General features: G+C 68.1%; 20 protein-coding genes. 11 read left to right on the forward strand and 9 right to left on the reverse strand.

What is annotated here, in order from left to right:
* Window positions 1-26 precede the first annotated feature (26 nt).
* The 4 genes from ABXS86_RS10320 to dnaA form a co-directional block, all read right to left on the reverse strand.
* On the reverse strand, window positions 27-515 hold the full coding sequence (locus tag ABXS86_RS10320; RefSeq protein WP_353664373.1) for a DUF721 domain-containing protein: 489 nt from the start codon (window positions 513-515) through the stop codon (window positions 27-29).
* The gene (gene recF, locus ABXS86_RS10325; protein WP_353664374.1) at window positions 508-1,662 is read right to left on the reverse strand and encodes a DNA replication/repair protein RecF; all 1,155 of its coding nucleotides are present in this window, start codon (window positions 1,660-1,662) and stop codon (window positions 508-510) included. The genes ABXS86_RS10320 and recF overlap by 8 nt, the downstream gene beginning before the upstream one ends.
* 53 nt (window positions 1,663-1,715) lie before the next feature.
* Window positions 1,716-2,867 (reverse strand): DNA polymerase III subunit beta, encoded by a 1,152-nt coding sequence (dnaN, locus tag ABXS86_RS10330; protein ID WP_353664375.1) that lies wholly within the window; start codon window positions 2,865-2,867, stop codon window positions 1,716-1,718.
* Window positions 2,868-3,316: 449 nt separating this feature from the next.
* Complete coding sequence (dnaA, locus tag ABXS86_RS10335) at window positions 3,317-4,753, reverse strand: chromosomal replication initiator protein DnaA (protein WP_353664376.1); 1,437 nt, start codon at window positions 4,751-4,753, stop codon at window positions 3,317-3,319.
* Between the two features lie 294 nt (window positions 4,754-5,047).
* Here dnaA and rpmH point away from each other — a divergent pair, with 294 nt between their 5' ends.
* The 6 genes from rpmH to rsmG are packed head-to-tail and all read left to right on the forward strand — an operon-like array spanning window position 5,048 to window position 8,104.
* Entirely contained in the window at window positions 5,048-5,185 is a 138-nt protein-coding gene (gene rpmH, locus ABXS86_RS10340; protein ID WP_013584598.1) for a 50S ribosomal protein L34, read from the forward strand.
* A gap of 8 nt (window positions 5,186-5,193) precedes the next feature.
* On the forward strand, window positions 5,194-5,532 hold the full coding sequence (rnpA, locus tag ABXS86_RS10345) for a ribonuclease P protein component (RefSeq protein ID WP_144830964.1): 339 nt from the start codon (window positions 5,194-5,196) through the stop codon (window positions 5,530-5,532).
* On the forward strand, window positions 5,529-5,885 hold the full coding sequence (yidD, locus tag ABXS86_RS10350) for a membrane protein insertion efficiency factor YidD (RefSeq protein ID WP_154097008.1): 357 nt from the start codon (window positions 5,529-5,531) through the stop codon (window positions 5,883-5,885). Before rnpA ends, yidD begins: the two co-directional genes overlap by 4 nt.
* Window positions 5,886-5,887: 2 nt before the next feature.
* Window positions 5,888-6,949 carry a membrane protein insertase YidC gene (yidC, locus tag ABXS86_RS10355; RefSeq protein WP_144830970.1) on the forward strand — a complete coding sequence of 354 codons (1,062 nt, stop codon included), beginning with the start codon at window positions 5,888-5,890 and terminating at the stop codon, window positions 6,947-6,949.
* A gap of 15 nt (window positions 6,950-6,964) precedes the next feature.
* The gene (locus tag ABXS86_RS10360) at window positions 6,965-7,468 is read left to right on the forward strand and encodes a protein jag (RefSeq protein WP_307207570.1); all 504 of its coding nucleotides are present in this window, start codon (window positions 6,965-6,967) and stop codon (window positions 7,466-7,468) included.
* 6 nt (window positions 7,469-7,474) lie between these two features.
* Window positions 7,475-8,104, forward strand: a complete 630-nt coding sequence (gene rsmG, locus ABXS86_RS10365; RefSeq protein ID WP_353664377.1) for a 16S rRNA (guanine(527)-N(7))-methyltransferase RsmG — start codon at window positions 7,475-7,477, stop codon at window positions 8,102-8,104.
* On the opposite strand, the gene ABXS86_RS10370 is transcribed toward rsmG, so the two are convergent.
* On the reverse strand, window positions 8,096-8,419 hold the full coding sequence (locus ABXS86_RS10370) for a hypothetical protein (protein ID WP_353664378.1): 324 nt from the start codon (window positions 8,417-8,419) through the stop codon (window positions 8,096-8,098). The two genes, rsmG and ABXS86_RS10370, sit on opposite strands and share 9 nt — an antisense overlap.
* Before the next feature lie 4,125 nt (window positions 8,420-12,544).
* Here ABXS86_RS10370 and ABXS86_RS10375 point away from each other — a divergent pair.
* The 3 genes from ABXS86_RS10375 (at window position 12,545) to ABXS86_RS10385 (ending at window position 14,878) form a co-directional block, all read left to right on the forward strand.
* Complete coding sequence (locus tag ABXS86_RS10375) at window positions 12,545-13,477, forward strand: ParA family protein (RefSeq protein WP_409988218.1); 933 nt, start codon at window positions 12,545-12,547, stop codon at window positions 13,475-13,477.
* The gene (locus ABXS86_RS10380) at window positions 13,477-14,448 is read left to right on the forward strand and encodes a ParB/RepB/Spo0J family partition protein (protein WP_353664380.1); all 972 of its coding nucleotides are present in this window, start codon (window positions 13,477-13,479) and stop codon (window positions 14,446-14,448) included. The genes ABXS86_RS10375 and ABXS86_RS10380 overlap by 1 nt, the downstream gene beginning before the upstream one ends.
* Before the next feature lie 82 nt (window positions 14,449-14,530).
* Window positions 14,531-14,878, forward strand: coding sequence for a tryptophan synthase subunit alpha (locus tag ABXS86_RS10385; protein ID WP_144830986.1), 348 nt, complete (start codon window positions 14,531-14,533; stop codon window positions 14,876-14,878).
* Window positions 14,879-15,000: 122 nt separating this feature from the next.
* Here the strand turns inward: ABXS86_RS10385 and trxA are convergent, their stop codons facing one another.
* The 4 genes from trxA to ABXS86_RS10405 all read right to left on the reverse strand — a co-directional run bounded on the left by trxA (window position 15,001) and on the right by ABXS86_RS10405 (window position 20,320).
* The gene (trxA, locus tag ABXS86_RS10390; protein ID WP_144830990.1) at window positions 15,001-15,324 is read right to left on the reverse strand and encodes a thioredoxin; all 324 of its coding nucleotides are present in this window, start codon (window positions 15,322-15,324) and stop codon (window positions 15,001-15,003) included.
* A gap of 61 nt (window positions 15,325-15,385) precedes the next feature.
* A complete protein-coding gene (gene trxB, locus ABXS86_RS10395; protein WP_353664381.1) occupies window positions 15,386-16,372 on the reverse strand; it encodes a thioredoxin-disulfide reductase in 987 nt (328 codons plus the stop codon).
* An 88-nt stretch (window positions 16,373-16,460) separates the two neighbouring features.
* Window positions 16,461-18,083, reverse strand: coding sequence for a murein biosynthesis integral membrane protein MurJ (murJ, locus tag ABXS86_RS10400; RefSeq protein ID WP_307207560.1), 1,623 nt, complete (start codon window positions 18,081-18,083; stop codon window positions 16,461-16,463).
* Window positions 18,080-20,320, reverse strand: coding sequence for a DUF6049 family protein (locus tag ABXS86_RS10405; protein ID WP_353664382.1), 2,241 nt, complete (start codon window positions 20,318-20,320; stop codon window positions 18,080-18,082). The genes murJ and ABXS86_RS10405 overlap by 4 nt, the downstream gene beginning before the upstream one ends.
* Before the next feature lie 107 nt (window positions 20,321-20,427).
* Here ABXS86_RS10405 and ABXS86_RS10410 point away from each other — a divergent pair, with 107 nt between their 5' ends.
* Both ABXS86_RS10410 and ABXS86_RS10415 read left to right on the forward strand, forming a co-directional pair.
* Window positions 20,428-21,942, forward strand: a complete 1,515-nt coding sequence (locus ABXS86_RS10410) for a methyltransferase (RefSeq protein ID WP_353664383.1) — start codon at window positions 20,428-20,430, stop codon at window positions 21,940-21,942.
* 44 nt (window positions 21,943-21,986) lie between these two features.
* Complete coding sequence (locus ABXS86_RS10415) at window positions 21,987-23,414, forward strand: CCA tRNA nucleotidyltransferase (RefSeq protein WP_353664384.1); 1,428 nt, start codon at window positions 21,987-21,989, stop codon at window positions 23,412-23,414.
* Window positions 23,415-23,599: the final 185 nt, after the last annotated feature.

Raw genomic sequence — 23,599 nt, forward strand, 5'->3', positions numbered from 1 at the left:
CGCGTCGAGCCGGGATCGACCATGGCTTACCCGTAGGTATCGCGCGGACCGCGGCCTGGAACGGCTCTGGGCCCCCATTTCCACGAGGGGACGTCGGGCCCTACGAAGCGGATCGCCTCGACACCCGCCTCGGGGTAGCGCCGAATGATCTCCGACAGGATGTGCGCGCGCATGAGCTGGAGCTGCTTCGCCCATGCGGTGGAGTCAGCCTGGACCGTGAGGGTGCCGTTGTCGAGCGCGACCGGCCGGGTGTGCGCGGCGGTGTCGGCACCGGCGACCTCGTCCCAGGTGCGCACGAGGTCTTCCCGCGAGAGCTGGGGCTCCCAGCCGGCGGACTGCGTCAGCGCCGAGAGCACATCCCCGAGTCCGCGGGGGTCGCGCCCAGGGGTGAAAGGAGCGTTCTCTCCGTCGTCGGCACGACGGCGCTTCTTCTTCTTGCGATACGGAGACGGCTCGAGACCACGCAAGCGAAGATAGGTCGCCATCGTCTCGGGGAGCTCCGCCTCGTCAGACATGATCCTGCTCCTGGATCTCGCCGGCCTCGACGCGCACGACGTGCGCACGCAGCGCATCGGGCACGTCTTCTTCGACCGCGGAGGTGACGATGACCTGCTCGTAACCCCCGGCCAGCTCGGCGAGGCGCGTGCGACGCCCCGCGTCGAGCTCGGCGAAGACGTCGTCGAGGATCAGCACGGGGTCGCCCAGGCGCGACTCGGCGCGCAGGAGTTCGGCGGATGCCAGTCGCAGCGACAGCGCGACCGACCACGACTCGCCGTGCGAGGCGTATCCCTTCACCGGCAGACCCCGCACCTGCAGCACGAGGTCGTCGCGGTGGGGACCGACGAGCGTGAGACCGCGCTCGAGCTCGGCGGAGCGACGGGCGGCGAGGGCGGCGCGGAACTGGTCGGCGAGAGGAGCCGACGATCCGCCCGCGTCGACGGCGTCGCCTTCTTCGGGGTCGCCGCCGCCCACCGACAGCGCCCACGACAGACGGGGGTCGTGATCGGCGCCGGCGATCGCCGCGTAGGCGCGCGCCAGAGGGGCGGAGAGATCGGATGCCAGCGCCAGCCGCGCCTCGATCACCTCGGTGCCGAGCGAGACGAGCTTGTCGTCCCACACGTCGAGGGTGCTGAGGGCGTCGCCGCGGATGCCACGGGCCCTGGCCGACTTCAACAGAGCGCTGCGCTGGCGGAGCACACGGTCGTAGTCGGCGAGCACGGCAGACATGCGAGGAGACCGCTGCACGATCAGCTGATCGGCGAAACGACGTCGTGCAGACGGGTCGCCACGCACGATCTGCAGGTCTTCGGGGGCGAAGAGCACGACCTGGGCGTAGCGCGGCAGTTCGGTGGTGCGCACGTTGACCCCGTTGACGCGGGCCTTGTTCGCCCCGTGGCGGTTGAGCTGGAGCTCGAGCAGCACGCTGCGCTCACCGTGGGCGAGTCGGGCGCGCACGATCGCGGCATCCGCCCCGTCACGCACCATCGGGGCGTCGTTCGACACGCGGTGCGAGCCCAGCGTGGCGAGGTAGGCCATGGCCTCGACGAGGTTCGTCTTGCCTTGGCCGTTGCGCCCGATGAAGACGTTCGCGCCGGGCGAGAGCGAGACATCGGCTTCCGCGTAATTGCGGAAGTCCTTCAGTCCGAGCTGCTCCACGATCACCGAGTCAGACTACCCGTCACCTCCGACACCGCCGGGGTCGTGGCGTTCGCGGCTCAGCGCAGCAGCAGGTTCGGCTGCAGCAGGTACTTGAACGAGCCCTCGCCGGCCTTGTCGACCGAGGTCTGCGGGGTGACCAGCACGGGGCTGAGCTTGTTCGCGTTGTCGCTCGAGGTGAACGTGATGCGCGTGAACTCGCTGCGCACCGCGCCGAGCGACTCGAGCAGGTACTGCGGGTTGAGTCCGAGGGTCACCTCGTCGCCGACGAGCGTGGCGTCGACCGACTCGGTCGCACGCGCCTGCTCGGTGCCCGAGGCGTCCATCGACACGCCGTCGGGTCCGAAGGTGAAGCGCAGCGGCGCCGATCGGTCGAGCACGAGGGCGACGCGACGCACGGCCTCCTGGAGCTCGGCGGTGTTGACGACGCTGTGGTGTTCGGTCTGCGCGGGGAACAGGCGGCGCACGGGCGGGAAGTTGCCCTTGATCAGCAGCGAGGTCACCGTCTTGTTGCCCGACGAGAACGCGATGATCTCGCGGTCGCCCGAGCCCGAGAACGCGATCGAGATGTCGCCGCCGTGCGCGAAGGTCTTGCCGACCTCCTGCAGGGTGCGGGCCGGCACGAGGGCGGAGGTGGGCTCGTCGGATGCCGTGGCGCCGCCGTCCCAGGGGATCTCGCGCAGCGCGACGCGGTAGCGGTCGGTGGCGACCAGGCTCAGACGCGTGCCGGTGACCTCGAGCTGCACGCCGGTGAGGACCGGGGTGACGTCGTCGCGCGACGCCGCGAACGCGACCTGCGCGATGGCCGTGGCGAACTCGTCGGCCGGCACGAGACCGGACTCGCCGGAGACCTCGGGGATGGCCGGGTATTCCTGCACGGGCATCGACGCCAGCGTGAACCGCGCGGAACCGCACGTCAGCAGGATGCCGCCGTCGTCGTCGACCGCGATCTGGATCGGGGCGTTCGGCAGACGGCTGGCGATGTCGCTCAGGAGGCGGCCGTGGACGAGGATCGTGCCGGGCTCGTCGACCGTGGCCTCGATCGTCGTGCGTGCGGATGCCTCGTAGTCGAAGGCCGCAAGGGTGAGCCCCTGCTCGCCGGCCTCGATGAGCACACCGGCCAGGATCGGCTGCGGATTGCGCTGAGGCAGGAGCTTGACCACGAACGAGACGGCTTCGCTGAACACATCGCGATTGACGTGGAACTTCACGGACGCTCCCTTGACGGCGGGTATGGCTTACCCATGCTAGTGCCCCACTCGCATCGACCCTTCGAGGCCCGACCGCACCACGAGGTCATCGAATGACCCTTAACGAAGAGATGGAGTCTTCATCTTGTTAACAGCTGTGGAGAGTGTGGATAACTTCCGACACGCTTGTTAACAGCAGGGATCGCGGCGGTTGTTAACTGTGGACTCGTTGCGGATCGCCTGTGTTGTTAACACGATCCCGGATGCCGAGTCCTGACGCTCGTCCACAGCCTCTCGGCGCGTCCTACACATCTCATCCGCAGCAATCGGGAGTTATCCACAGGTTTTCCACACTGTGTAGAACCGTGTCGAAAAGTGCTTCCGAGTGGCGCTCAGCCCCGGAATCACGCGGGAAAACGCGAAAAGGGTCCGCCGCGGATGCGGACGGACCCTTCACGGGAGAGAAGCGCTCAGCGCATACGGCCGAGCTGGCTGGTGATCTCCGAGACCTGGTTGAAGATCGATCGACGCTCCTTCATGAGGTCGCTGATCTTCTTGTAGGCGTACATCACGGTGGTGTGATCGCGGTTGCCGAACAGCTGGCCGATCTTGGGCAACGACAGGCTGGTGCGTTCGCGGCAGAGGTACATGGCGATCTGTCGAGCCGTCGCCACGGCCTGCGAACGGCTCGAGCCGTACAGGTCGTCGACCGACAGTTTGAAGTACTGCGCCGTGGCCGTGATGATGTCGGTCGGCGAGATGACGTTGGCGTCGTCCTGGTCGATGATGTCGCGCAGCACGGTCTGGGCGAGCGACATGTCGAGCGTCGAGCGGTTCAGGCTCGCGAACGCCGAGACGCGGATGAGCGCACCCTCGAGCTCGCGGATGTTCGACGACACCACGGTGGCGATGTACTCGAGGACGTCATCGGGGATGAGCAGCCGTTCGCTCTGCGCCTTCTTGCGGAGGATCGCGATGCGCGTCTCGAGGTCGGGCGCCTGCACGTCGGTGATCAGGCCCCACTCGAAGCGGCTGCGCATGCGGTCTTCGAAGCCCGTCAGCTGCTTCGGCGGCAGGTCGCTCGTGATGACGACCTGCTTGTCGTGATCGTGCAGCGTGTTGAACGTGTGGAAGAAGGCTTCCTGCGTCTCGGCACGGCCCTGCAGGAACTGGATGTCGTCGATCAGCAGGATGTCGACGTCTCGGTATCGCGCCTGGAACGCAGAGCCGCGGTTGTTCGCGATCGAGTTGATGAAGTCGTTCGTGAACTCTTCGCTCGAGACGTATCGGACCCGGATGCCGGCGTACATGCTCGCGGCGTAGTCGCCGATCGCGTGGAGCAGGTGGGTCTTGCCCAGCCCCGAGTCGCCGTAGATGAAGAGGGGGTTGTACGCCTTCGCCGGCGCCTCGGCCACGGCGACGGCGGCCGCATGCGCGAATCGGTTGGACTGGCCGATCACGAAGTTGTCGAAGGTGTACTTCGGGTTGAGCCGGGTGTCGTTGCGCGAGGCCGGGACGATCGGCTCGGGAGCCTGATCGATCACGGGGGAATGCCCGGCGGCGGGGGCCGGCGTGGACGCCCGTGTCTCGGCCGGCGCGGGTGACGAGGGGGAACTGTGGTGCGAGTCCCCGAGGTCGGGGTTCACCACGACGCGGAAGGTGCTGACCTCGGGATCGGTCCCCTGCACCTGCGCGAGGGCTTCGAGGATGGGCGCCCGCATGCGCTTGTTGAACTGCGCGGCCGTGAGGTCGTTCGGGACGTCGAGGTACAGGGTTCCGCCCATCACTCCCTGCGGCACGGCGAGATTGAGGAAGCCGTGGAGCTGCGGGGTGACGCGGTCGTCGGTGAGAAGATGGTCCAGCACGGTCGACCAGACGGGTACATCCGGGAGTTCGTGCAGAGACATGTCCCCTCCGGGATCTTGACGCGACGGGTGATCGACGTGTCGCGCCGAACCTGTGGATAACTTCCGGGGCCACGCTAGTTCGCGGCTCTCGCGGAGCAAAATCCACTGTAGATGCCGGTCGCGTGTCTTTGCCACGGTTGTGGACAACGCTTGGGGATAATGAGCGGTCGGCTTCCCGGTTTGAGTTAACGCCGCGCGCGACGTAGCCTTAGTCGGTTGACTTATGCCTATACGGCAGTCCCGACCCCGTCCCCGGCAGAAGAGCATCGGGCGACACCACCTCCGGAGTGACCCATGAGCAAGCGCACCTTCCAGCCCAACAACCGCCGCCGCGCCAAGAAGCACGGCTTCCGTGCCCGCATGCGTACGCGTGCCGGCCGCGGCATCCTCGCGGCCCGCCGCGCCAAGGGCCGTACCGAGCTCTCGGCCTGATAGACCCGGTGCTCGCGAAGCCGAACCGACTCACCCGCGGATCGGACTACAAAGCCACAGTCCGACGGGGCTCTCGGTGTGCCGGAGCGCACACCGTGACCTACGTCGGAACGTCGGCTGAGACCGATTCGCCCCGCTTCGGCTTCATCGTGAGCCGACAGGTCGGCTCCGCAGTCACCCGCAACACCATTCGCCGCCGCCTCAAAGCGGTGTGCGCCGAGGCGCTCCCGTCCATCCGCGGGGGCGCCTCGATCGTCATCCGAGCACTTCCGTCGGCCGCGACCGCTGATTACGCGACGCTCCGAGCCGACGTGGTGCGGTGTCTCGAACGAAAAGCATCGGCATGAGCGCTTCGACACTGCCGACCTCGGCGACCGGGGCGGCCCACCTGACCGCTGACGGGGTCGTGGCATCCATCCCCCTCCTCCCCCGTAATGCAGGGCTCGCCCTGCTCCATGCATATCGAGCGACGATCTCGCACGTCTACGGCGATGTGTGCAAGTACTACCCGTCCTGCTCCGCCTATTCGGTGGGCGCCGTGCAGCAGCACGGACTCGTGAAGGGCATCGCGTTCACCGCGGCCCGTCTCGCACGCTGTCATCCCTGGGCTCAGGGTGGCATCGACGACGTCCGTCCTCATCGGGCCTTCCGCCACGAACTCACTCGGCACGGTTTCGTCGTGCCCGCCCGAAAGGACTGATCGTGCAATTCGATCTCATTGGGACCATCCTCTGGCCACTGAAATGGATGGTCGAGCTCGTGCTGGTGGGCTGGCACGCGCTCTTCACCGCGGTCGGGCTCGCTCCTGCCGCCGGCCTCACGTGGGTTCTGTCCATCGTCGGACTCGTGCTCATCGTGCGTGCTGCCCTCATCCCGCTCTTCGTCAAGCAGATCAAGAGCCAGCGCAAGATGATGGAGATCGCTCCTGAGCTGCGCAAGGTGCAGGAGAAGTACAAGGGCAAGCGCGACCAGCTCTCTCGCGAGGCGATGAGCCGCGAGACGATGGCCCTGTACAAGAAGCACGGCACGACGCCCGTCTCGAGCTGCCTTCCGCTGCTGGTGCAGATGCCCATCTTCTTCGCGCTGTTCAGCGTGCTGAACGACGTCTCCAAGCACGCCGCCGTCGGTCAGGGTGGTGTGGGTCTGCTCACGCCCGAGCTGACGACGGAGTTCTACGACGCGCGCCTGTTCGACGTGGCATCCATGCACGTCAACCTCGTCACCGCGTGGGGCCAGTCCGACGGACAGGTCACCGTCGCGATCCTGCTGACGCTCGTCGTGCTCATGATCGCGTCGCAGTTCTTCACGCAGCTGCAGATCATCTCGAAGAACCTGTCGCCCGAGGCCAAGACCGGTCAGGCGTACCAGATGCAGAAGATCATGCTCTACATCCTGCCGCTGGCCTTCATCTTCTCGGGTGTCTTCTTCCCGCTCGGCGTCGTCATCTACTGGTTCGTCAGCAACCTGTGGACGATGGTGCAGCAGTTCGTCGTCATCCGCGAAATGCCCACTCCCGGCTCCGACGCCGCCAAGGCCCGCGAAGAGCGGCTGGCACGCAAGGGAAAGGCGATCGACTCGTCGGGCAAGGTCGTGCCGATCGAGAAGTACGAGGCCGAGCAGCAGCGTCTGTTCGAAGAGGCCGAGAAGGCCCGTGCCACGCAGCCGAAGCGGCAGCAGCCGGTGGGCAAGCAGCGCGCCAAGAAGCAGCAGTCCGCCAAGAATCCCGGCACCGGTGGTGCGTCGGGCTCCTCCTCCCCCGCCTGACCCACGGAGATCACGATGACGACGTCCGATCAGATCGCCCCCGACCAGACCGCCGCCACCGAGGAGCAGCTCGAGCAAGAAGGCGACATCGCCGCCGACTACCTCGAGGGCCTGCTCGACATCGCCGACATCGACGGTGACCTGGCGCTTGACGTGCGCGCCGGCCGTGCCTACGTGTCGGTCGAAGCCGAAGACGTGTCGGCGCTGTCGACGCTTTCGCACCCCGACACCGTGCAGGCGTTGCAGGAACTGACGCGCCTCGCGGTGCAGAGCTCGACGGGACGCTTCTCGCGCCTGATCCTCGACATCGGCGGATCCCGCGACGCGCGCCAGCGTCAGCTCGAGACACTCGTCGATCGGGCGATCACGCGCCTCGAAGAGGGTGCCTCCCAGGCATCGCTGCCGGCGATGTCGAGCTACGAGCGCAAGCTGGTGCACGACATCGCGGCCGACCGGGGGTACTCCTCCGAGTCGTTCGGCGAGGGTGCCGACCGGCACACCGTGCTGCGACGCGGCTGAGCGGGTATGGCGGAGCAACTCGAGACGGAGCCGGATGCCGCGGCGACGCTCTTCGGCGACCGGATCGACCTCGCGCGGCGGTTCGCCGAGAACCTCGCCGTTCATGGTGAGGAGCGTGGCCTCATCGGTCCGCTCGAGGTGCCCAGGCTGTGGACGCGCCACATCCTGAACAGCGCGATCGCCGCTCCGTTCTTCTCGGGCCGCGCGGTCGACGTGGGTTCGGGTGCCGGCCTGCCCGGCCTCGTCCTGGCCATCGCACGACCCGACGTCGAGTGGACGCTCATCGAGCCCATGGAGCGTCGCACGGCGTGGCTGACGGAGCAGGTGGCGGAGCTGGGGCTGTCGAACGTCACTGTCGCCCGTATGCGGGGCGAGGAGTGGGCTGAGGGCCGGGTCTTCGACGTGGCGACGGCGCGCGCCGTGAGCGCTCTGCGGACGCTCCTGCCGTTCACCGCTCCCCTCGTGCGCCCGGGCGGTCGGCTCGTCTTCCTGAAGGGCGCCAACGTCGGGGCCGAGGTCGAGGCTGCGGCCAAGCAGGTGCGCAAATTCGGCCTGCAGGACGTGAGGGTCGAGATCGTCGGCGAGGGTCAGCTCGACGAACCGACGCGAGTGTTCCTGGCCACGGTCTCACGCTGACGTCGGACTTTTCACTGTCCCCTCGTCGCGTGAGATCCGCGGAGCTTCCGGATCGAGGGTCCTGAGGAGCAGGCCGAACGCGTCGTCGGCGCGGTCGACATCTGCGGTGGCGTCGATGTCGAGGATCAAACCCCGAAAGACAGCGAGCACGAGAGTCGCCGATTCCGCTCTGTCGATCGTCGCGAGGCCTGCTTGAAGCGGCGTCAGCCAGTCGGTCGTGGCGCGGGCGCGAAGGCCCGGCCACAGCGCGGAGTCGTGCTGCTCGGTCAGCTGGTCGAACATGCGCACGAACGGCCGCGCCTGGGGGCCGGTCATGGCGACCCACGCGCGAGCGAGCGTGGAGGTGTAACGCTCCCCCGGTACGACGCTGAACATCGCTCCGAGGTACTCGAGGTGGCGTTGCCGTGCCCGGCGAAGGACGGCACGCAGAAGATCGTCTCGGGTGCCGAAGTGATACAGCAACATCCGCGCCGACGTTCCCGCCGCGTCGACGAACGGCTGCAGGCGGTCCGGTAGACCGTGCTCCAGAGCGTGGTCGGTGCACTGGTCGAGAAGGTCTTCCGAGATGTCTGGTTGCTTCGGTCGTCCCACGTGTCGATCTTTTCACGTAACAGTTAGTACGTCTATGCGATCAGCAGGTGGCACGCACTCTTGATGGCATCATGTTCAGCACGGAGCGCGGGGGCGCGGTGACGATGTGACCGACCACCGCTCTCCCGCAGGACGGCGCGGGTGCAGAAGGTACACGGCCTGTTCGCGTCGAAGGGCGAACCATCGCGGACTGATTGGTGGTCTGACGGCGAACGGCAACCCTCTTCGGGCGCCGCCTCACCGGCTCGACAACGTTCTGGTAGGCGGACACTGATATGGCGGAACCGTCACGAGCGGAGGCCGTACGTCACCTTACGAGGCACGTCTTTACAAAGGTGGCCCCTGGCCTCCGCGCGAACCGTGTGTCGTGGAGCGACGTGTCGTGGAGCTCTGCCAAGGTCGGCCGGGCACGTGACGCGATCGCGCTCGGGACGGGACGACGAGGGCTCTTGATGGAGCGCACCGCGCACGACGTGACACTCGCGGTATCTGCCGGGGCAACGGATCGACCGTCATCGCAGCGCTCTGCTCTCTGACAACAGAGGTGACGCGGGCGGGACGGTGCGGTGTGGGCTCCCCCGCATTTGTCCGTGGCGAGGAACGGAACGCATCTCCGCGTCTGCAGTGAGGTCGTTCGGAGAGGTCAAGCCGATCCGTCGACCCGGCGACGGGGTACGGACCAGGATGTTCGCGTCCGGACGCGACAATCGCTCGGGTGGGAGCCCTTTGCGACAGAGGTTGCGGAGAGCTACCGAGCGAGGGCGTGGCGCATGTGACGCGCCTCCCAGGACTGCCGTGTCAGGGCGTACACCGGTGCAGGTCCGTTCCACGTGAAACGTCGCGGCCTGTGTAGCGCGCAGGCGACTTGTCCCCCCAGAGAGCCGACCACACATCTCCCTGGCCGCCTTGACTATTCTTCGGTCAGGTCGAGCTTTGAGCTCAGCGTGCCGACGTGGTGCTGCTGGCCTCAGGCCGGGATTCTCAAGTCATTCCGGGATGCGCGCGTCGCATCTGTGATCACCTAACGTCGGTGCCGGCAGTCCTCCAATCTGGGCGGTCTGCGCCGACCTTCCGGCGAGCCACCGAGTGCCGCCCCTGTTGCTGGTCACAGCGATGGATGCGGCCCTCGATGCTTCGCTTCCGCGGGCTATCGAGCGACGCAGCGACTTCGTCGAGACCACGTTTACACAGCCTCCTCACTCGAGGCCGCCACACCAGCGACCGTGGTGAGGGGGACTGCAAGGTTCTCCCCCGCTCTGCTCTGCAGCGCATCGACCTGACCTGGGCTGAGCAGCCCGTCGTAGTTCGGACCATTTTGCAGATGTGGCGGGATCGTCGGAGGTCGACGCACTGTTGAGAGTGCGGCCCGATACGTCGGCCATGCTCCTGCGGTCGTTTCACGTGAAACATTCCTATCCGTCTGATGAGCGGTCCGGAGCCGCGGGTGCGGGGCGCGAACACGGCGACGGCGAATGGTCGAACGTCACTGTGGGTGCGCCACGGGTACCCGGGTTCGGGAGGCCGTTGAGACGCGCCGGAGGTGTTTGCCAGACGTCGGGTTGTCCGTCTCAGTAAAGATCATGACTCAGCAGGGCTGCGCGACGCCACGTGGCGGGCCGCGCCCCGGGAAGTTGGGGCTCCCGGAGTGGGCTGACAGACGCTCAGATCGCGTCGAATCGCGGGTGGGGATTCCGGTGCGGGCTCGAGATGGGGCACACCAGCCCGGGATCGCGGAATCCTCGCATCGGACAGGAGACTGGGTGTTTCGATTCCGATGGCCGAGGCGATGTGGGTCTGAAAGGCGTTCGCCGTGTGGATTGCATCGGATGACCCGTCTCGACCGCAGCAAGGCGACGGCTCGCGCGGTGTTCTACCGATGCGATTCGCGGCCTTCCGTGGAGTGGGCTCCTCGCTCGGGAGCTTGTGCAGCCGCCAGCAGCCACTTGGCGTCGGAGGTCGGTCCCCCGCCGCGTTCAGGAATGGCGGAGTCGCGTTGCGGGCATCGGAAGCCACCCCCGCGCCGTTGTTTCACGTGAAACACTCGCCCACTGCAGCGCCCAGCCGATGCGGCGTCGGGGTCAACGCGTGAACCGGTGCAGGGCACATCGCTGAGCGGCGGGGTTCGGCGGGCGTCGCGAAATCTCGGACCCGTTGTCGTGGGTAGCTCGCAGACAGGGGGCGGCTCGTGACCATCGACCCCGTGTTCGCGTGCCGAGCAAGGGGGTGTGAGCGACAATTGTTTCACGTGAAACATGAGGGCGAGAGCTCGTGCGGGCGGGAGTGACGGAGCGGCGTGATGCTCGTAGTCGGAGTCCCTCCCTGGTCTGCACTTCCTTGCGACGGGCTTCGTGCAGGAGGGGAGCCGCGGCGGCGCTTGTCGCTCTGGGCTCGACAACACGAGCGTCCGGAGATCGCCTGTCTTCGACTGACCTGGAGACTCCCACCGGCTGTTTCACGTGAAACATCTCGGGGACTGGATCGCATCGAGCCGGCATAGGGCAACCTCTACCGCGGCCCGCCCTGTCAAAGCTCGGACGTTCCGTGCTGAACTTCGCCGGAGTGCCCCGCGCGTCTGAGATACCTTCTCGCCACGGGACCCACTCAAGCTGGCTGTGGTGCAGCCGGGCAAGTTCGTGGTGATCCGATCGCACAACACATTCTGATCGGGAAAGCCAGGTGCATGAGGCCGTCCGGATGCGGGAGAGGCGAACCGTCGGCGCTGAGCAATCCGCAGACATGTCAGGTGAGGGGATGGATCGCCAAGGACTGAGTGATCCCGAGAGAAGAGACCGAACACACCCACCGGCGTGTAGGAGCACCGCAGCGCGACGACACTGCCCGCCGTCGGAGTGCCGCAAGGTCGACTGCTCCCCCACAGCCGATGATGCGAAGGGGCATCGAGCGTAAGCGAGCAGGAGCAACCCCGCATTCGGTGCATCGCGACGCGAGTTCGCTCGCGCCACTGTCGACACGAAGCACTCGGTGTCGCGGATCAACAACAGCGCGTGCGGTCGTGGCCTCCCGAGCGGTGGGCGAACACACAGCGGACGCTGTATGGACCGCGTTGCAGCGAGAGCCAAACGGGTGGATGTTTCACGTGAAACACGAGCAGTACGTCAGTGCTGAATGATCTCATCTGGACTCTACCCGTCTGCTGGTCCCGCTCCGCTGGTCCGGTCGTCATGGGGGGCGGGCTCATCTGAGGCATCCATAGGACTCGCACGGCCGAACCGGGATGAGTCACCCCCCCCACCGCGGCCAGCAAACGGTGTGGGCGGCGGATCGGCAAGTACGCATGCGCCCCGCAGTGTGAAGGTTTCACCACCGTGGCGCCGCCAGTGGGAATCGAGAAGTGCCCGGACCACGAGGATGCGACGCATGGAGGCCGGGTGCTCGAGTACGGTGGCTTGGATCAGATCGGGTAGCCGCCAGATCCCCTCTCGTCTGTCATCCGTCGTCCACGACTGACCACGCGCCGGCCGGATGAGCGGTGAACGAGCGTTCTCGAACCGCGCCGTCGGTTCGATGGGTGACGTTCTGGGGTAACGACGCACCGACAGACTTCCGATAGAGGACGTCTCTCGCACGCTCGCACTCGGCCCATTGGTTGAAGACTGTGGCAGCCATGCGGGCAGATCGAAGCGGCTCCTCCCCTGACGACCACGCGATCCACGCCCACGTTTCACGTGAAACATCGACCGCGATCACCAACAGACCCCTCTCGTCGACAGGACACCGCGCCAGCGGCCCTGAGACGTGCGGATCCCGGCGTTTCGGCTCTCAATGCCACCACCACCGCGGCAATGTCGGCGCCCGCGGGTAGACTGACCAAGTTGGCGATGGGAAGGTGTGTTTCACGTGAAACAGTCCGATGAGGCAGCCACGCCGTCATCTTTCGAGGACTCCCCTATCGCCCGCGAGATTGCGAATCTCTCAGCGCGGCGTCGAGCACTCGAAGAGGCAACGTCCAAGGTCGAGCTGTCGGGCCGAACCCGCGTGTTCACGGTGTCGAACCAGAAGGGTGGCGTCGGTAAGACGACCACCGCTGTTAACATCGCGGCGGCTCTCGTCTCGGTCGGCGCCCGCGTTCTCGTGATCGACCTCGACCCGCAGGGAAACGCTTCCACTGCCCTCGGGGTCGCCCACAACGCCGAGACGCCCAGCGTCTACGACGTGCTGATCGACGAGTTCCCTCTCGCTGACATCGTGCAGGTGAGCCCCGAGTCGCCGAATCTGCTGTGCGCTCCCAGCACCATCCACCTCGCTGGCGCTGAGATCGAACTGGTGTCGCAGGTCGCGCGTGAGCACCGTCTGCGCGGCGCGCTCCGCGACTACCTGGCGATGGAAGGCAACCACCTCGATTTCGTCATCATCGACTGCCCGCCGTCGCTGGGTCTTCTGACGATCAACGCCTTCACCGCTGCCGATGAAGTCATGATCCCGATCCAGTGCGAGTACTACGCGCTCGAGGGCTTGAGTCAGCTGCTCGGTAGTGTCCAGATGATCCAGAAGCACCTGAACCCGGGTCTGCACGTGTCGACGATCCTGCTCACGATGTACGACGGACGCACCCGACTCGCGCAGCAGGTGGCGGAAGAGGTGCGATCGCACTTCAGCCACGAGGTTCTCGACACTGTCATCCCCCGTTCTGTTCGCGTCTCTGAGGCGCCGAGCTTCGGCCAGACGGTCATCGCGTACGATGGCCAGTCAGCGGGCGCCATTGCCTACCGCGAAGCGGCGGTCGAGATCGTCGCCCGCGACACTGAAAAGAAGGATTCCTGATGGCGAAGAGGACCGGACTGGGCCGCGGTATCGGCGCTCTCATCCCCACGACAGAACCCTCGGAGTCCCGACCCGTCGACGTGTTCTTCCCCGGAGCGAGCACGACGACGAAGGATTCGTCAGACTCCTCCCCCGCAGGTGACCCCGCGGCCGACGATCTCGTCACGGTTCCTGGTGCGCGTCTCGTGCACATCGATCCGAAGACGATCGTCCCCAACCCGCGACAGCCGCGCACCCACTTCGATGCCGACGATCTCGCGGAGTTGGTGCATTCCGTTCGCGAGTTCGGTGTTCTCCAGCCCGTCGTCGTGCGCGATAAGAAAGACGGAACCTATGAGCTGATCATGGGTGAGCGTCGTACGCGAGCGTCGCGGGAGGCGGGCCTCGAGACGATCCCCGCCGTCGTCCGTGACACCGACGACGAGTACCTCCTCCGTGACGCGCTGCTCGAAAACCTCCACCGGTCGCAACTGAACCCGCTCGAAGAAGCGTCGGCCTATCAGCAGCTGCTCGAAGACTTCGGAATCACGCAGGAGGAGCTCGCGACGCGCATCGGCCGATCGCGCCCTCAGATCAGCAACACGATCCGCCTGCTGAAGCTGCCCGTCCCCGTGCAGCAGCGTGTGGCCGCCGGCGTGCTGAGCGCCGGGCACGCGCGTGCCATCCTCTCGCTCGACGACGCCAAAGAGATGCAGAAACTCGCCGACAAGATCGTCAACGAAGATCTTTCGGTGCGGGCCGCGGAGGCGGCGGCCAAGATGCCGGGTGTCGCCCCCGTTCGTCAGAAGCCGCAGGCGGGAACGCGTCGCGCCGGCCTCGACCAGGTCGCCGAGCGACTCGGCGACCGCTTCGACACCAAGGTCCGAGTGTCGCTAAACGCAAAAAAAGGCCAGATCAGCATTGATTTCGCGAGCATCCAGGATCTGAACCGCATCCTCGGCGTGCTCGGCGAAGAGGGATACACGGGCTGACTGACCCCTCGCCACCCGGCGTCACGCGGCGGGCGAACGCACCCCGGCCCGCGATGTCGGTGGGTCGACGTACGCTGGATGAGTGACAGCGAACGATGACAACCTGCGCCGTCGCGCCAGCCTCGAACTTCTGCGCGCGGAAGCGTCGGACGAACTGGCCGTGCTGATCCACGAGCGCCTTCGCGGTGGCGAAGATCCGTGGGATTTCATGGAAGACCTGCCGAGCGTCGACGAACTCGTCGTCTTGACCCTCCGCGCCGAGAACATCGCCGAGAACGGCGGGGTCCGCCCGAATCGCTCCCGCAACTATCGTGTGCTCCGGCAAATCTCCCTCGACTATCCGCCCCTCACACGCGCTGTGTGGCGCATTCTGGGCGACGAAGAGCCGCACCGGCGTTGGGACGCCAGCGTGCGCCTCGACGCGTCGTAGAGGCCCCCAGCGCCGCGGCGAGCGATGCGCCGGGTTCCCGGCATCCGGAACCTCGCCCGCAGGCGGCTGAAACGACGAATCCCCCGGCACCGAAAGGCACCGGGGGATTCGAGGAGAGCAGGTCAGCCGAGGAAGGCTGCGAGGTCCTGCTCGAGGGCGTACTTCGGCTTGGCGCCGATGATGGTCGTCTTGACCTCACCACCCTGGAAGACCTTCATCGCGGGGATGGAGGTGATCTGGTACTTCATGGCGAGATCGGGGTTCTCGTCGACGTTGAGCTTGAGGACGGTGATCTTTCCCGAGTTCTCGCTCTGGATCTCGTCGAGCACGGGTGCGACCATGCGACACGGTCCGCACCACTCAGCCCAGAAGTCCACGAGAACGGGTCCGTCGGCCTGCAGGACGTCCTGCTCGAAGGTCGCGGAGGTCGTCGCCTTGGCGGTCATGTGATTTCTCCTTAGATGAGATGTCAGTGCGTGAAAACGCAGGTGAACGCGTTTTTGTTCCTCAGACCACGGCGGCGTCGGGGAGGCCCTCGATCGGGCTCTCGGCGACGGCGGGCTCGCCGGCCTCACCGCGGGCGGCGAGGAAGTGCTCAACATCGAGAGCCGCGACCGTGCCGCTGCCGGCGGCCGTGATGGCCTGCCGGTAGGTGGGGTCGATCACGTCACCGGCGGCGAAGACACCCTCGACCGACGTGCGCGACGAACGGCCGTCGACCCAGATCGTGCCCTGGTCGGTGAGCTGCAGCTTGTCGTGCACGAGGTGCGTGCGGGGGTCGTTGCCGATCGCGACGAACAGCCCGTCGAGGGGCAGCTCGCGCGTGGTGTCGTCGACGGTCGAACGCAGGCGCACGCCGTTGACGGCCTCTTCGCCCAGGATCTCGTCGACGGCGCTGTTCCAAATGAACTCGATCTTGGGGTTCGCGAAGGCGCGCTCCTGCATGATCTTCGAGGCGCGCAGCGAGTCCTTGCGGTGGATGATGTAGACCTTCGACGCGAACTTCGTGAGGAAGTTGGCCTCTTCCATCGCGGAGTCGCCGCCGCCGACCACGGCGATCGTGCGGTCGCGGAAGAAGAATCCGTCGCAGGTGGCGCACCACGACACACCGCGGCCCGAGAGGCGCTCTTCACCCTCGAGACCGAGCTTGCGGTAGGCGGAGCCGGTCGCGTAGATGACCGAGATGGCCTCTTCGACCTTTCCGCTGCCGAGGGTGATCTTCTTGACGGGGCCGTCGAGCTCGAGCGAGACGACGTCGTCGTAGAGCACCTGGGCGCCGAAGCGCTCGGCCTGGGCCTGCATCTTGGCCATGAGGTCGGGGCCCTGGATACCGTCGGGGAAGCCGGGGAAGTTCTCGACCTCGGTGGTGTTCATGAGGTCGCCGCCGGCCTCGACGGAGCTCGCGACCACGAGGGGCTCGAGGTTGGCTCGGGCCGCGTAGATGGCGGCCGTGTAGCCGGCGGGGCCGGATCCGATGATGATGACGTGACGCACGGTAGCGCGTTCCCTTCGTTGATTCCGCCCGATGAAACCCATGCTAGCCCCGTGGTATTCCGCGTCCTCGGGGGGTGGCGCGGAAGGCTCAGCGCTTGGGCAGGAAGCGCCGACCGAGAGCGAGCGCCGGTGCGAGTTCGGGGGTGCGGAAGATCGCCAGGATGCCGATGTACACGGCCAGCACGACCGAGCCCACGAGCGCCGCTCCCAGCGCGCCCGTGTAGATCGAGTCCGACACCCAGCCGGTGGGACCGCCGCACAGCAGCAGCACTCCCCAGCCGGCGCCCGCGGCGGGGATCGCCGCACCGATGAAGCGCACGAGGGGCGGCATCCATTCGCCGATCCTGATCCCCCCGAGACGACGGTGCAGGATGATCGTCGCGATGATCACCTGGACGAGGCTCGACAGCGCCTGACCGAGCGCGACGGCGGCCGCGAGCTGCGACAGGGGCACGAGGCCGGCCGACACGGCCCACCCCGCGGCGAGGGCGCTGAGGGCGACCAGGCACCCCTGCACGAGGGTGAAGAAGAACGGCGTGCGCGTGTCGTTGTAGGCGTAGAACGTGCGCTGGACCACGAACAGCACCGCCAGCGGCAGCAGACAGACCAAGAAGCACAGCAGCACGGGAGCGGCGGCGAGGGCTTCGGCCGAACTGTTGGTGAAGATCCGCGTGGCAGGGACGGACGCGACCGCGAGGGCGGCGGTCGCGACGACGATGAAGAGACCCAGTACCCGGATGCTGCGGACGATGTCGGTCTTGACGTCGCCGTCGCGTCCGGCCGCGGCGTGCTCGCTCAGCTGCGTGAAGTACGGCGTCCCGATCGAGAGCACGATGATCGAGTACGGGAGCATGAAGACCAGCCACGCGTTCTGCGACGCGAGGATGGCCGGCCCCGTCCCCGAGGCGCCCGAGAGCACTCGTGTCTGCACGATGCCCGCGAGCTGGCCGACGATGACCATCAGGAAGGTCCAGCCGGCGAGACGGCCGATGTGGCGTAGGCCGACGCCGCGCCAGTGGAAGTCGGGCCGCAGCTGCAGTCCGGCGCGACGCCAGAACACCAGCAGCACGACGGTCTGCAGCACGATGCCGCCGGTGGCGACCCCGCCGAGTAGGCCGATCATCGTGGGGGTCCACTGGACCACGTCGGGGCTCGGCCCGCCGAAGAGCAGCAGGAACAGGCCGAAACCGGCGATCGAGACGAGGTTGTTGACGATCGGCGCCCACGTGTACGGGCCGAAGACCTTCCGCGCGTTCAGGATCTCGCCGAGCAGGGCGTACAGGCCGTAGAAGAAGATCTGCGGGAGGCACCAGTACGCGAACGCCGTGGCGAGGGCGATCTGGTCGGGCTCGACCTTCGACGGGTCGATGTAGACCGTGACGATGAAGGGCGCGGCGACCATCGCGATCGCGGTCGCCGCGAGCAGGATCACCGTTCCGAGGGTGAAGAGCTTCGACACGAAGGCGCGACCGCCGTCGGCGTGGGCTGCGGCCTTGACGATCTGTGGCACGATGACGGCCGTCAGCACGCCCGTCGAGATGACCGTGTAGATGTTGTTCGGCAGCTGGTTGGCGAGTCCGAACGCGTCGCCCGCGGCGCTGCCGACCGAGCCGACGATCGCGACGAGCACGACGATGCGCAGCAGGCCGCTGACGCGGGACACGATCGTTCCCGCTCCGATCAGAACGCTCGCCCGTCCGATACTGCTCACGGGTGGGTCTCCTGCTCGGTGGGGTTCTGCGCGGGGGTGGGTGGGTCGAGGACGTGGTCGGCGTCTTCGGCGGGACTGCGGCCGTCGGCATCCGGGTCCTTCGCCCCGATTCCATCGACCGGAGCGTCGTCATCCGGGTCGCCCGCACCGGACTGCTCGTCGGCACGGGCTCGCCGGCGTCGCGCGACCGTGCGCACGACTCCGAGGGTCAAGAAGCCGACGATGAGCAGGATGATGACGATCAGCCCGATGCTCTCCCACTCGGCGCGCACCTCGACGTCGACCGCCTGGGGGGCGCCCACGGGTTCTCCGCTGGGGCTGTAGAGCTGGAAGTCGACGCTGACCTCGCCGTTGGCGATGCGGGCCTCGACGGGCACCTCGACGCGCGTGTTGGCCGATGCCTGCGCGTCGACAGTGGTGCGGTCCTGCACGCGCAGACGCGCGTCGTTGGTGCGGACGGCCAGCACGACGGTCACCGGCCACGGCAGGTCGTTGCGCACCCACGGCCGGAGCGGGGCGCTGGAGGAGACCAGACGGAAGTCCGACGACAGGATGCCAACCGAGTCGAGCGTCGTGTTGGTCGCAGCGCGGTGGTCGGCCACGGCCTGACGAGCGGCATCGCCCGTCCACGAGGAGCTCGTGACCTGCAGCACCTCGGCGCGCTCGCGTCCGGTGAGCAGTTCGGGCTGCTCGAGGATCGTCGCGAATCGGTCGATCGTCTGCTCATCACCGACCAGATCGGCGACGTCGGTGACCCGTGCGGCGTCGACGGTGGGGGCGCCGAGTGAGATCTCGGATGCCGGGAGCGACGACACCTCGCGGAGGGTCGAGGCCGCGAACCCCGGGGCGGAAGTCGCGAGACCCAGGGTGGCGCGCAGGCTCACGCGCGAGCGGTCGGTGCCGCGGTCCAGCACGGCGAGGACGGGTTGACCGCCCGTGGTCGCCCGCGCGACGAAGAGGTAGCCCTGGGCGGCGGCGAGGGAGGCGCTGCGGCTCGTGGTGTCGTTCTGCCCGGCGGCGGCGGCGAGGGCCCGCGACACCTCGGCGTCGTAGACGGGCGTCGACACGCCACCGATGCTCGCGGCCGCCTGGCGGGCGCCGCCGGTCACGCTCGACGAGGGCACGAGCACGTGCGCGGGTTGCTCCGCTGTGCCGAGAGCACCGAGCGCGGCGACGGTGTCCGCTCCTGCGGAGCCCGTCACCGGCCAGTACACGCCCGACGTCGCGGTGCCGATGTCGAGGAGCGTCGACAGCGAGGGGTACGAGGGCTGGCCCGGGGTCGAGCTGGGCGAGGGATCGGGCGTCGAGACGGCCGAGACGGCGGGAGCGGGCTGGGTGAAATCGGCGGCCGCCATGTATCCCAGCAGCGACGTCGGCTCGAGAGGAGCCGAGAGGCCGGCCCGCAGCTGCGCCGCCACGTCGGAATCGCCGAACTGCAGGGCGAAGCGGTCGTTCGGCAGCTGCAGCAGGCGCTGCAGCCACGACACGGCGGTGGGCGGAGCCGCCGAACCGAGCACGCGGATGGCGGCAGGGATCGCGGGATCGATCGCGAGGGTGGCCGTGGTGCCGTCTACCGCGTCGAGCTGGGCCGAGAGGGCTCCGTCGACGGCGGTCAGCTCGGCGAGCTCGTTGGCGGTGAGCAGGCCGCGCGTCATCGGAGCCGCCGTGATCGGCACGACGAGGGCGATGGGGGTCGCGGGGGCACTGTCGGCGGGGATCACCACGACGCTCGTCGCCGTGAGCGAGCCCGTGGTGACGAGCAGGGGGTACACGCCCGCGGCGAGACCGGCCAGGGCGGGGTCGGTCGCAGCGACCGACAGGGTGGTCGTGGCCTGCGAGCCGGAGGACGCGGCATCCATCGATCCGATCGCGACCTGCTGCACGCCGGCGCCGGAGGTGTCGCCGCCGAGCCAGCGGTCGAGGGAGGCGTCGTCACCGAGGGCCGTGCGACCGAGCGACAGCACGAGCGGGGCGACGGAGGTGTCGGATGAGCCGGCCGTGACGGTGACCACGACCGAGAGAGCTTCACCCGCCCGAAGCACGCCGTTGCCCGCCGGAGCCGCGGCGATGGTCGCCGGGCTGGCGGACGCCGAGGGAGACGGTGTCGGCGTCGCGGCCGCGGCCGCAGAAGCCGGAACGGCCATTCCGACCGCGAGAGCGCCTGCCGCGAGGGTCGCCAGCAGCCGGCGCGTGAGGGAGCGCCGCGGCACGGGTGAGCCCGAGGGCTGTGAGGTCACGGTCATACGATCGTCGGTGGAACGAGGGGGCCTCGTACCGCCTGCGAGTCTAGGCCCGCCTCCCTTCGAGCCCCCCGATAGCCTCGCGCAGACGGTTGAATGGACCGGTGCTCCCCGAACCCGATCCCCAGCTGTGCCAGGCCCTCGCCGACGACCTCCGCGGGGCGGGCTACGCCAGCGCCGCCCTGCGCGATGCGTGGGGTGCTCAAGCCGACGACGCCGTCGCACGGGGCCTGCGGCGCCCGGCCCAGCGCGCGCTCGGTGAGCGCACCGACGCCCTGGCCGTGCTCGGGCGCCTGTGGGGACTCGGTTTCGCCGTCGACAGAGCGGATGCCGAGACGGCGCTCCCCTCGCTCGGGGTCGACGGAGCCGTGGCTCTGGGTCTCGTCCGCGCCGAGGGCGACGAGGTCACTCCCGCCGTGCTGGTGCGGCCGCAGGCCTTCGCCGACGACGAGGGAGAGGTCGAGTGGTGGATCGCCAGCGACCTGGATGAGGCCGCGCTCGAGGGTCCCCTGCCCGAAGACCACGTGCTCGGCGTCGGCGGAGCCTCTCAGACCCTTGCCCGCCTGCAGCTGACCCGACGCGGGGGCACCGCTCTCGATCTGGGCACGGGCTGCGGCATCCAAGCCCTCCGCCTCCGACGGCTCGTCGACCACGTCGTGGCCACTGACATCTCCGAGCGCGCCCTCCGCTTCACCCGCGTGAACGCGCTTCTGAACGGTGTCGACGGCATCGAGACGCGGCTGGGGTCGCTGTTCGAGCCGGTGGCGGGCGAGACGTTCGACCGCGTGGCATCCAATCCCCCGTTCGTCATCACGCCACGGGTCGAGGGCGTTCCGTCGTACGAGTACCGCGACGGCGGCCTGGAGGGCGATGCCCTGGTGGCCGCGGTCATCACGGGGGTCGGCGAGAACCTCGCTCCCGGTGGGGTCGCGCAGTCGCTCGGCAACTGGGAGTACCGCTGGGGCCAGACGGGCCTCGACCGCGTGCGCGGGTGGGTCGGCTCGGAGATGGACGCGTGGGTGATCGAGCGCGAGATGCTCGACCCGCTGGCCTACGCCGAGCTATGGGTGCGCGACGGCGGCACGGTTCCCGGAACCCCGGCCTACGCCGCCCTCATCGACGCGTGGCTCGACGACTTCGCGCGTCGGGGCGTCACCGGCGTCGGGTTCGGCTACGTGCTGCTGCGCCGGCCGCTCGCGGGCGCCCCGACCCTCGCGCGCTACGAGCGCGTCGCCGGCGGGGGCGAGGCGGCCTTCGGTCCGCACCTGGCCGCCTGCCTCGCCGCGCACGACCGCGCAGCTCTCATGGACGACGACGACCTCGCCTCAGCCGTTCTGAAGGTGGCGCCCGACGTCACCGAGGCGCGCCATCACCGTCCGGGCGAGGAGGATCCCTCGGTCATCGAACTGCGCCAGGGTGGCGGGTTCGCGCGGACGATCGAGGTCGACCCTGCTCTCGCGGCCCTCGTCGGCGCGTGCGACGGAGACCTCGCCGTGGGAGTGCTGGTCGACGCCATCGCGCAGTTGCTCGAGGTGGACGCCGTCGAGCTGCGCGCCGACGTGCTGCCGCGCGTGCGCGAGTTGCTCGTGACCGGGTTCGTGTCGTTCGCCGACGCGTGAGCAGCAGCCCGTGGCCGTGAGGCGCCCCGGTTAGGCTCGAAGGCATGCTGAACATGGTCGAGGGTCTCGCGCGCCTCGAGGAGCTCGCCGCCCATCCCGTGGTCGCGACGCTCGCTCGCGTGTTCGCCGACGCCGGGCGCGATCTGGCGATCGTGGGCGGTCCGGTGCGCGACGCCCTGCTGGGTCGCACGACGCACGATTTCGACTTCACCACCGACGCGCGTCCCGACGAGATCCTCGCCCTGGTCAAACCCGTGTCGAGCGTGCAGTGGGACGTCGGCCGCGCGTTCGGCACCATCGGCGCGAAGGTGAAGGGCGAGCAGGTCGAGATCACGACCTACCGCGCCGACAGCTACGACGGCGTCACCCGCAAGCCCACCGTGGAGTTCGGCGACACGCTCGAGGCCGACCTCAGCCGGCGCGACTTCACCGTCAACGCGATGGCGCTGCGCGTTCCCGCGCGGGCGCTGGTCGATCCCACCGGAGGCGTCGAAGATCTGCTGGCCGGTCGCCTGCGCACCCCGATCGACCCCGCCGTGAGCTTCGGCGACGACCCTCTCCGTATGCTCCGCGCGGCACGCTTCGCCTCGCAGCTCGAGTTCGCGGTCGATCCGGACACCCTCGACGCCATCACCGAGCTGCGCGGCTCGCTCGAGATCGTGAGCCCCGAACGCATCCAGGCCGAGCTCGTGCGGCTGCTGCAGACGGATGACCCCGTCCGCGGCATCCGGGTTCTCGTCGAGACCGGCCTGATCGAGGAGTTCCTGCCCGAGGTGCCCGCTCTGCGTCTCGAGGTCGACGAGCACCACCACCACAAGGACGTCTACGAGCACTCGCTCACCGTGCTGCGCCAGGCGATCGCTCTGGAGAAGAAACGGCATCCGGATGCCGCTCCCGACGTTCCCCTGCGCCTGGCCGCCCTGCTGCACGACATCGGCAAGCCCGCGACCCGGCGTCTCGAGGCGGGTGGAGGGGTGACCTTCCACCACCACGACATCAAGGGTGCGCGTCTCGCACGCAAGCGCCTGCAGGCCCTGCGGTTCGATGCGGCCACGACCACCGTCGTCACGCGACTGGTCGAGCTGCACCTGCGTTTCTTCGGCTACGCCGAGGGGGCATGGACGGATGCCGCGGTGAGGCGATACGTGCGCGACGCCGGCGACGAGCTCGAGCGCCTGCACATCCTGACCCGGGCCGACGTGACCACGCGCAACAAGCGCAAGGCCCAGCGCCTGGCATCCGCCTACGACGACATCGAGAACCGTATCGCCGCACTGCGCGAGCAGGAGGAGATCGACTCGATCCGCCCCGAGCTCGACGGAAACCGCATCCAGGAGGTCCTCGGTCTCACGCCCGGTCGCGAGGTCGGCGAGGCCTACCGCTTCTTGCTCGAGCTGCGGCTCGACGAGGGTGTGCTGGGTGAGGACGAAGCCGAGAAGCGCCTGCGCGAGTGGTGGGCGGCGCGGGGCTGAAACTGCCCTGTCACCGCTCCTGGGTGGTCGGCGCGACCGTCATGCGGATCTCGTGGGTGACACGCCGGCGGTGGACGACGGCCGACGGCGCGTCGCCGGTCTGATCCGCACGACGGTACATGCCCGATCCGGAATGAAGCGTCCCCGCGGCGCCCGGGACGGCATTCGGGAGCCCCCACTCCCCC

The organism is Microbacterium sp. che218 (assembly GCF_040436305.1).
Classification (GTDB): Bacteria; Actinomycetota; Actinomycetes; order Actinomycetales; family Microbacteriaceae; genus Microbacterium; species Microbacterium algihabitans.

Excerpts from the sequence above, each read along its gene's own strand:
- ABXS86_RS10320 (WP_353664373.1), bottom strand. The coding sequence starts at position 515 with ATGTCTGACGAGGCGGAGCTCCCCGAGACGATGGCGACCTATCTTCGC.
- dnaA (WP_353664376.1), bottom strand. The coding sequence starts at position 4,753 with ATGTCTCTGCACGAACTCCCGGATGTACCCGTCTGGTCGACCGTGCTG.
- rpmH (WP_013584598.1), top strand. The coding sequence starts at position 5,048 with ATGAGCAAGCGCACCTTCCAGCCCAACAACCGCCGCCGCGCCAAGAAG.
- yidD (WP_154097008.1), top strand. The coding sequence starts at position 5,529 with ATGAGCGCTTCGACACTGCCGACCTCGGCGACCGGGGCGGCCCACCTG.
- ABXS86_RS10360 (WP_307207570.1), top strand. The coding sequence starts at position 6,965 with ATGACGACGTCCGATCAGATCGCCCCCGACCAGACCGCCGCCACCGAG.
- rsmG (WP_353664377.1), top strand. The coding sequence starts at position 7,475 with ATGGCGGAGCAACTCGAGACGGAGCCGGATGCCGCGGCGACGCTCTTC.
- ABXS86_RS10370 (WP_353664378.1), bottom strand. The coding sequence starts at position 8,419 with ATGACCGGCCCCCAGGCGCGGCCGTTCGTGCGCATGTTCGACCAGCTG.
- ABXS86_RS10380 (WP_353664380.1), top strand. The coding sequence starts at position 13,477 with ATGGCGAAGAGGACCGGACTGGGCCGCGGTATCGGCGCTCTCATCCCC.
- trxA (WP_144830990.1), bottom strand. The coding sequence starts at position 15,324 with ATGACCGCCAAGGCGACGACCTCCGCGACCTTCGAGCAGGACGTCCTG.
- ABXS86_RS10415 (WP_353664384.1), top strand. The coding sequence starts at position 21,987 with ATGCTGAACATGGTCGAGGGTCTCGCGCGCCTCGAGGAGCTCGCCGCC.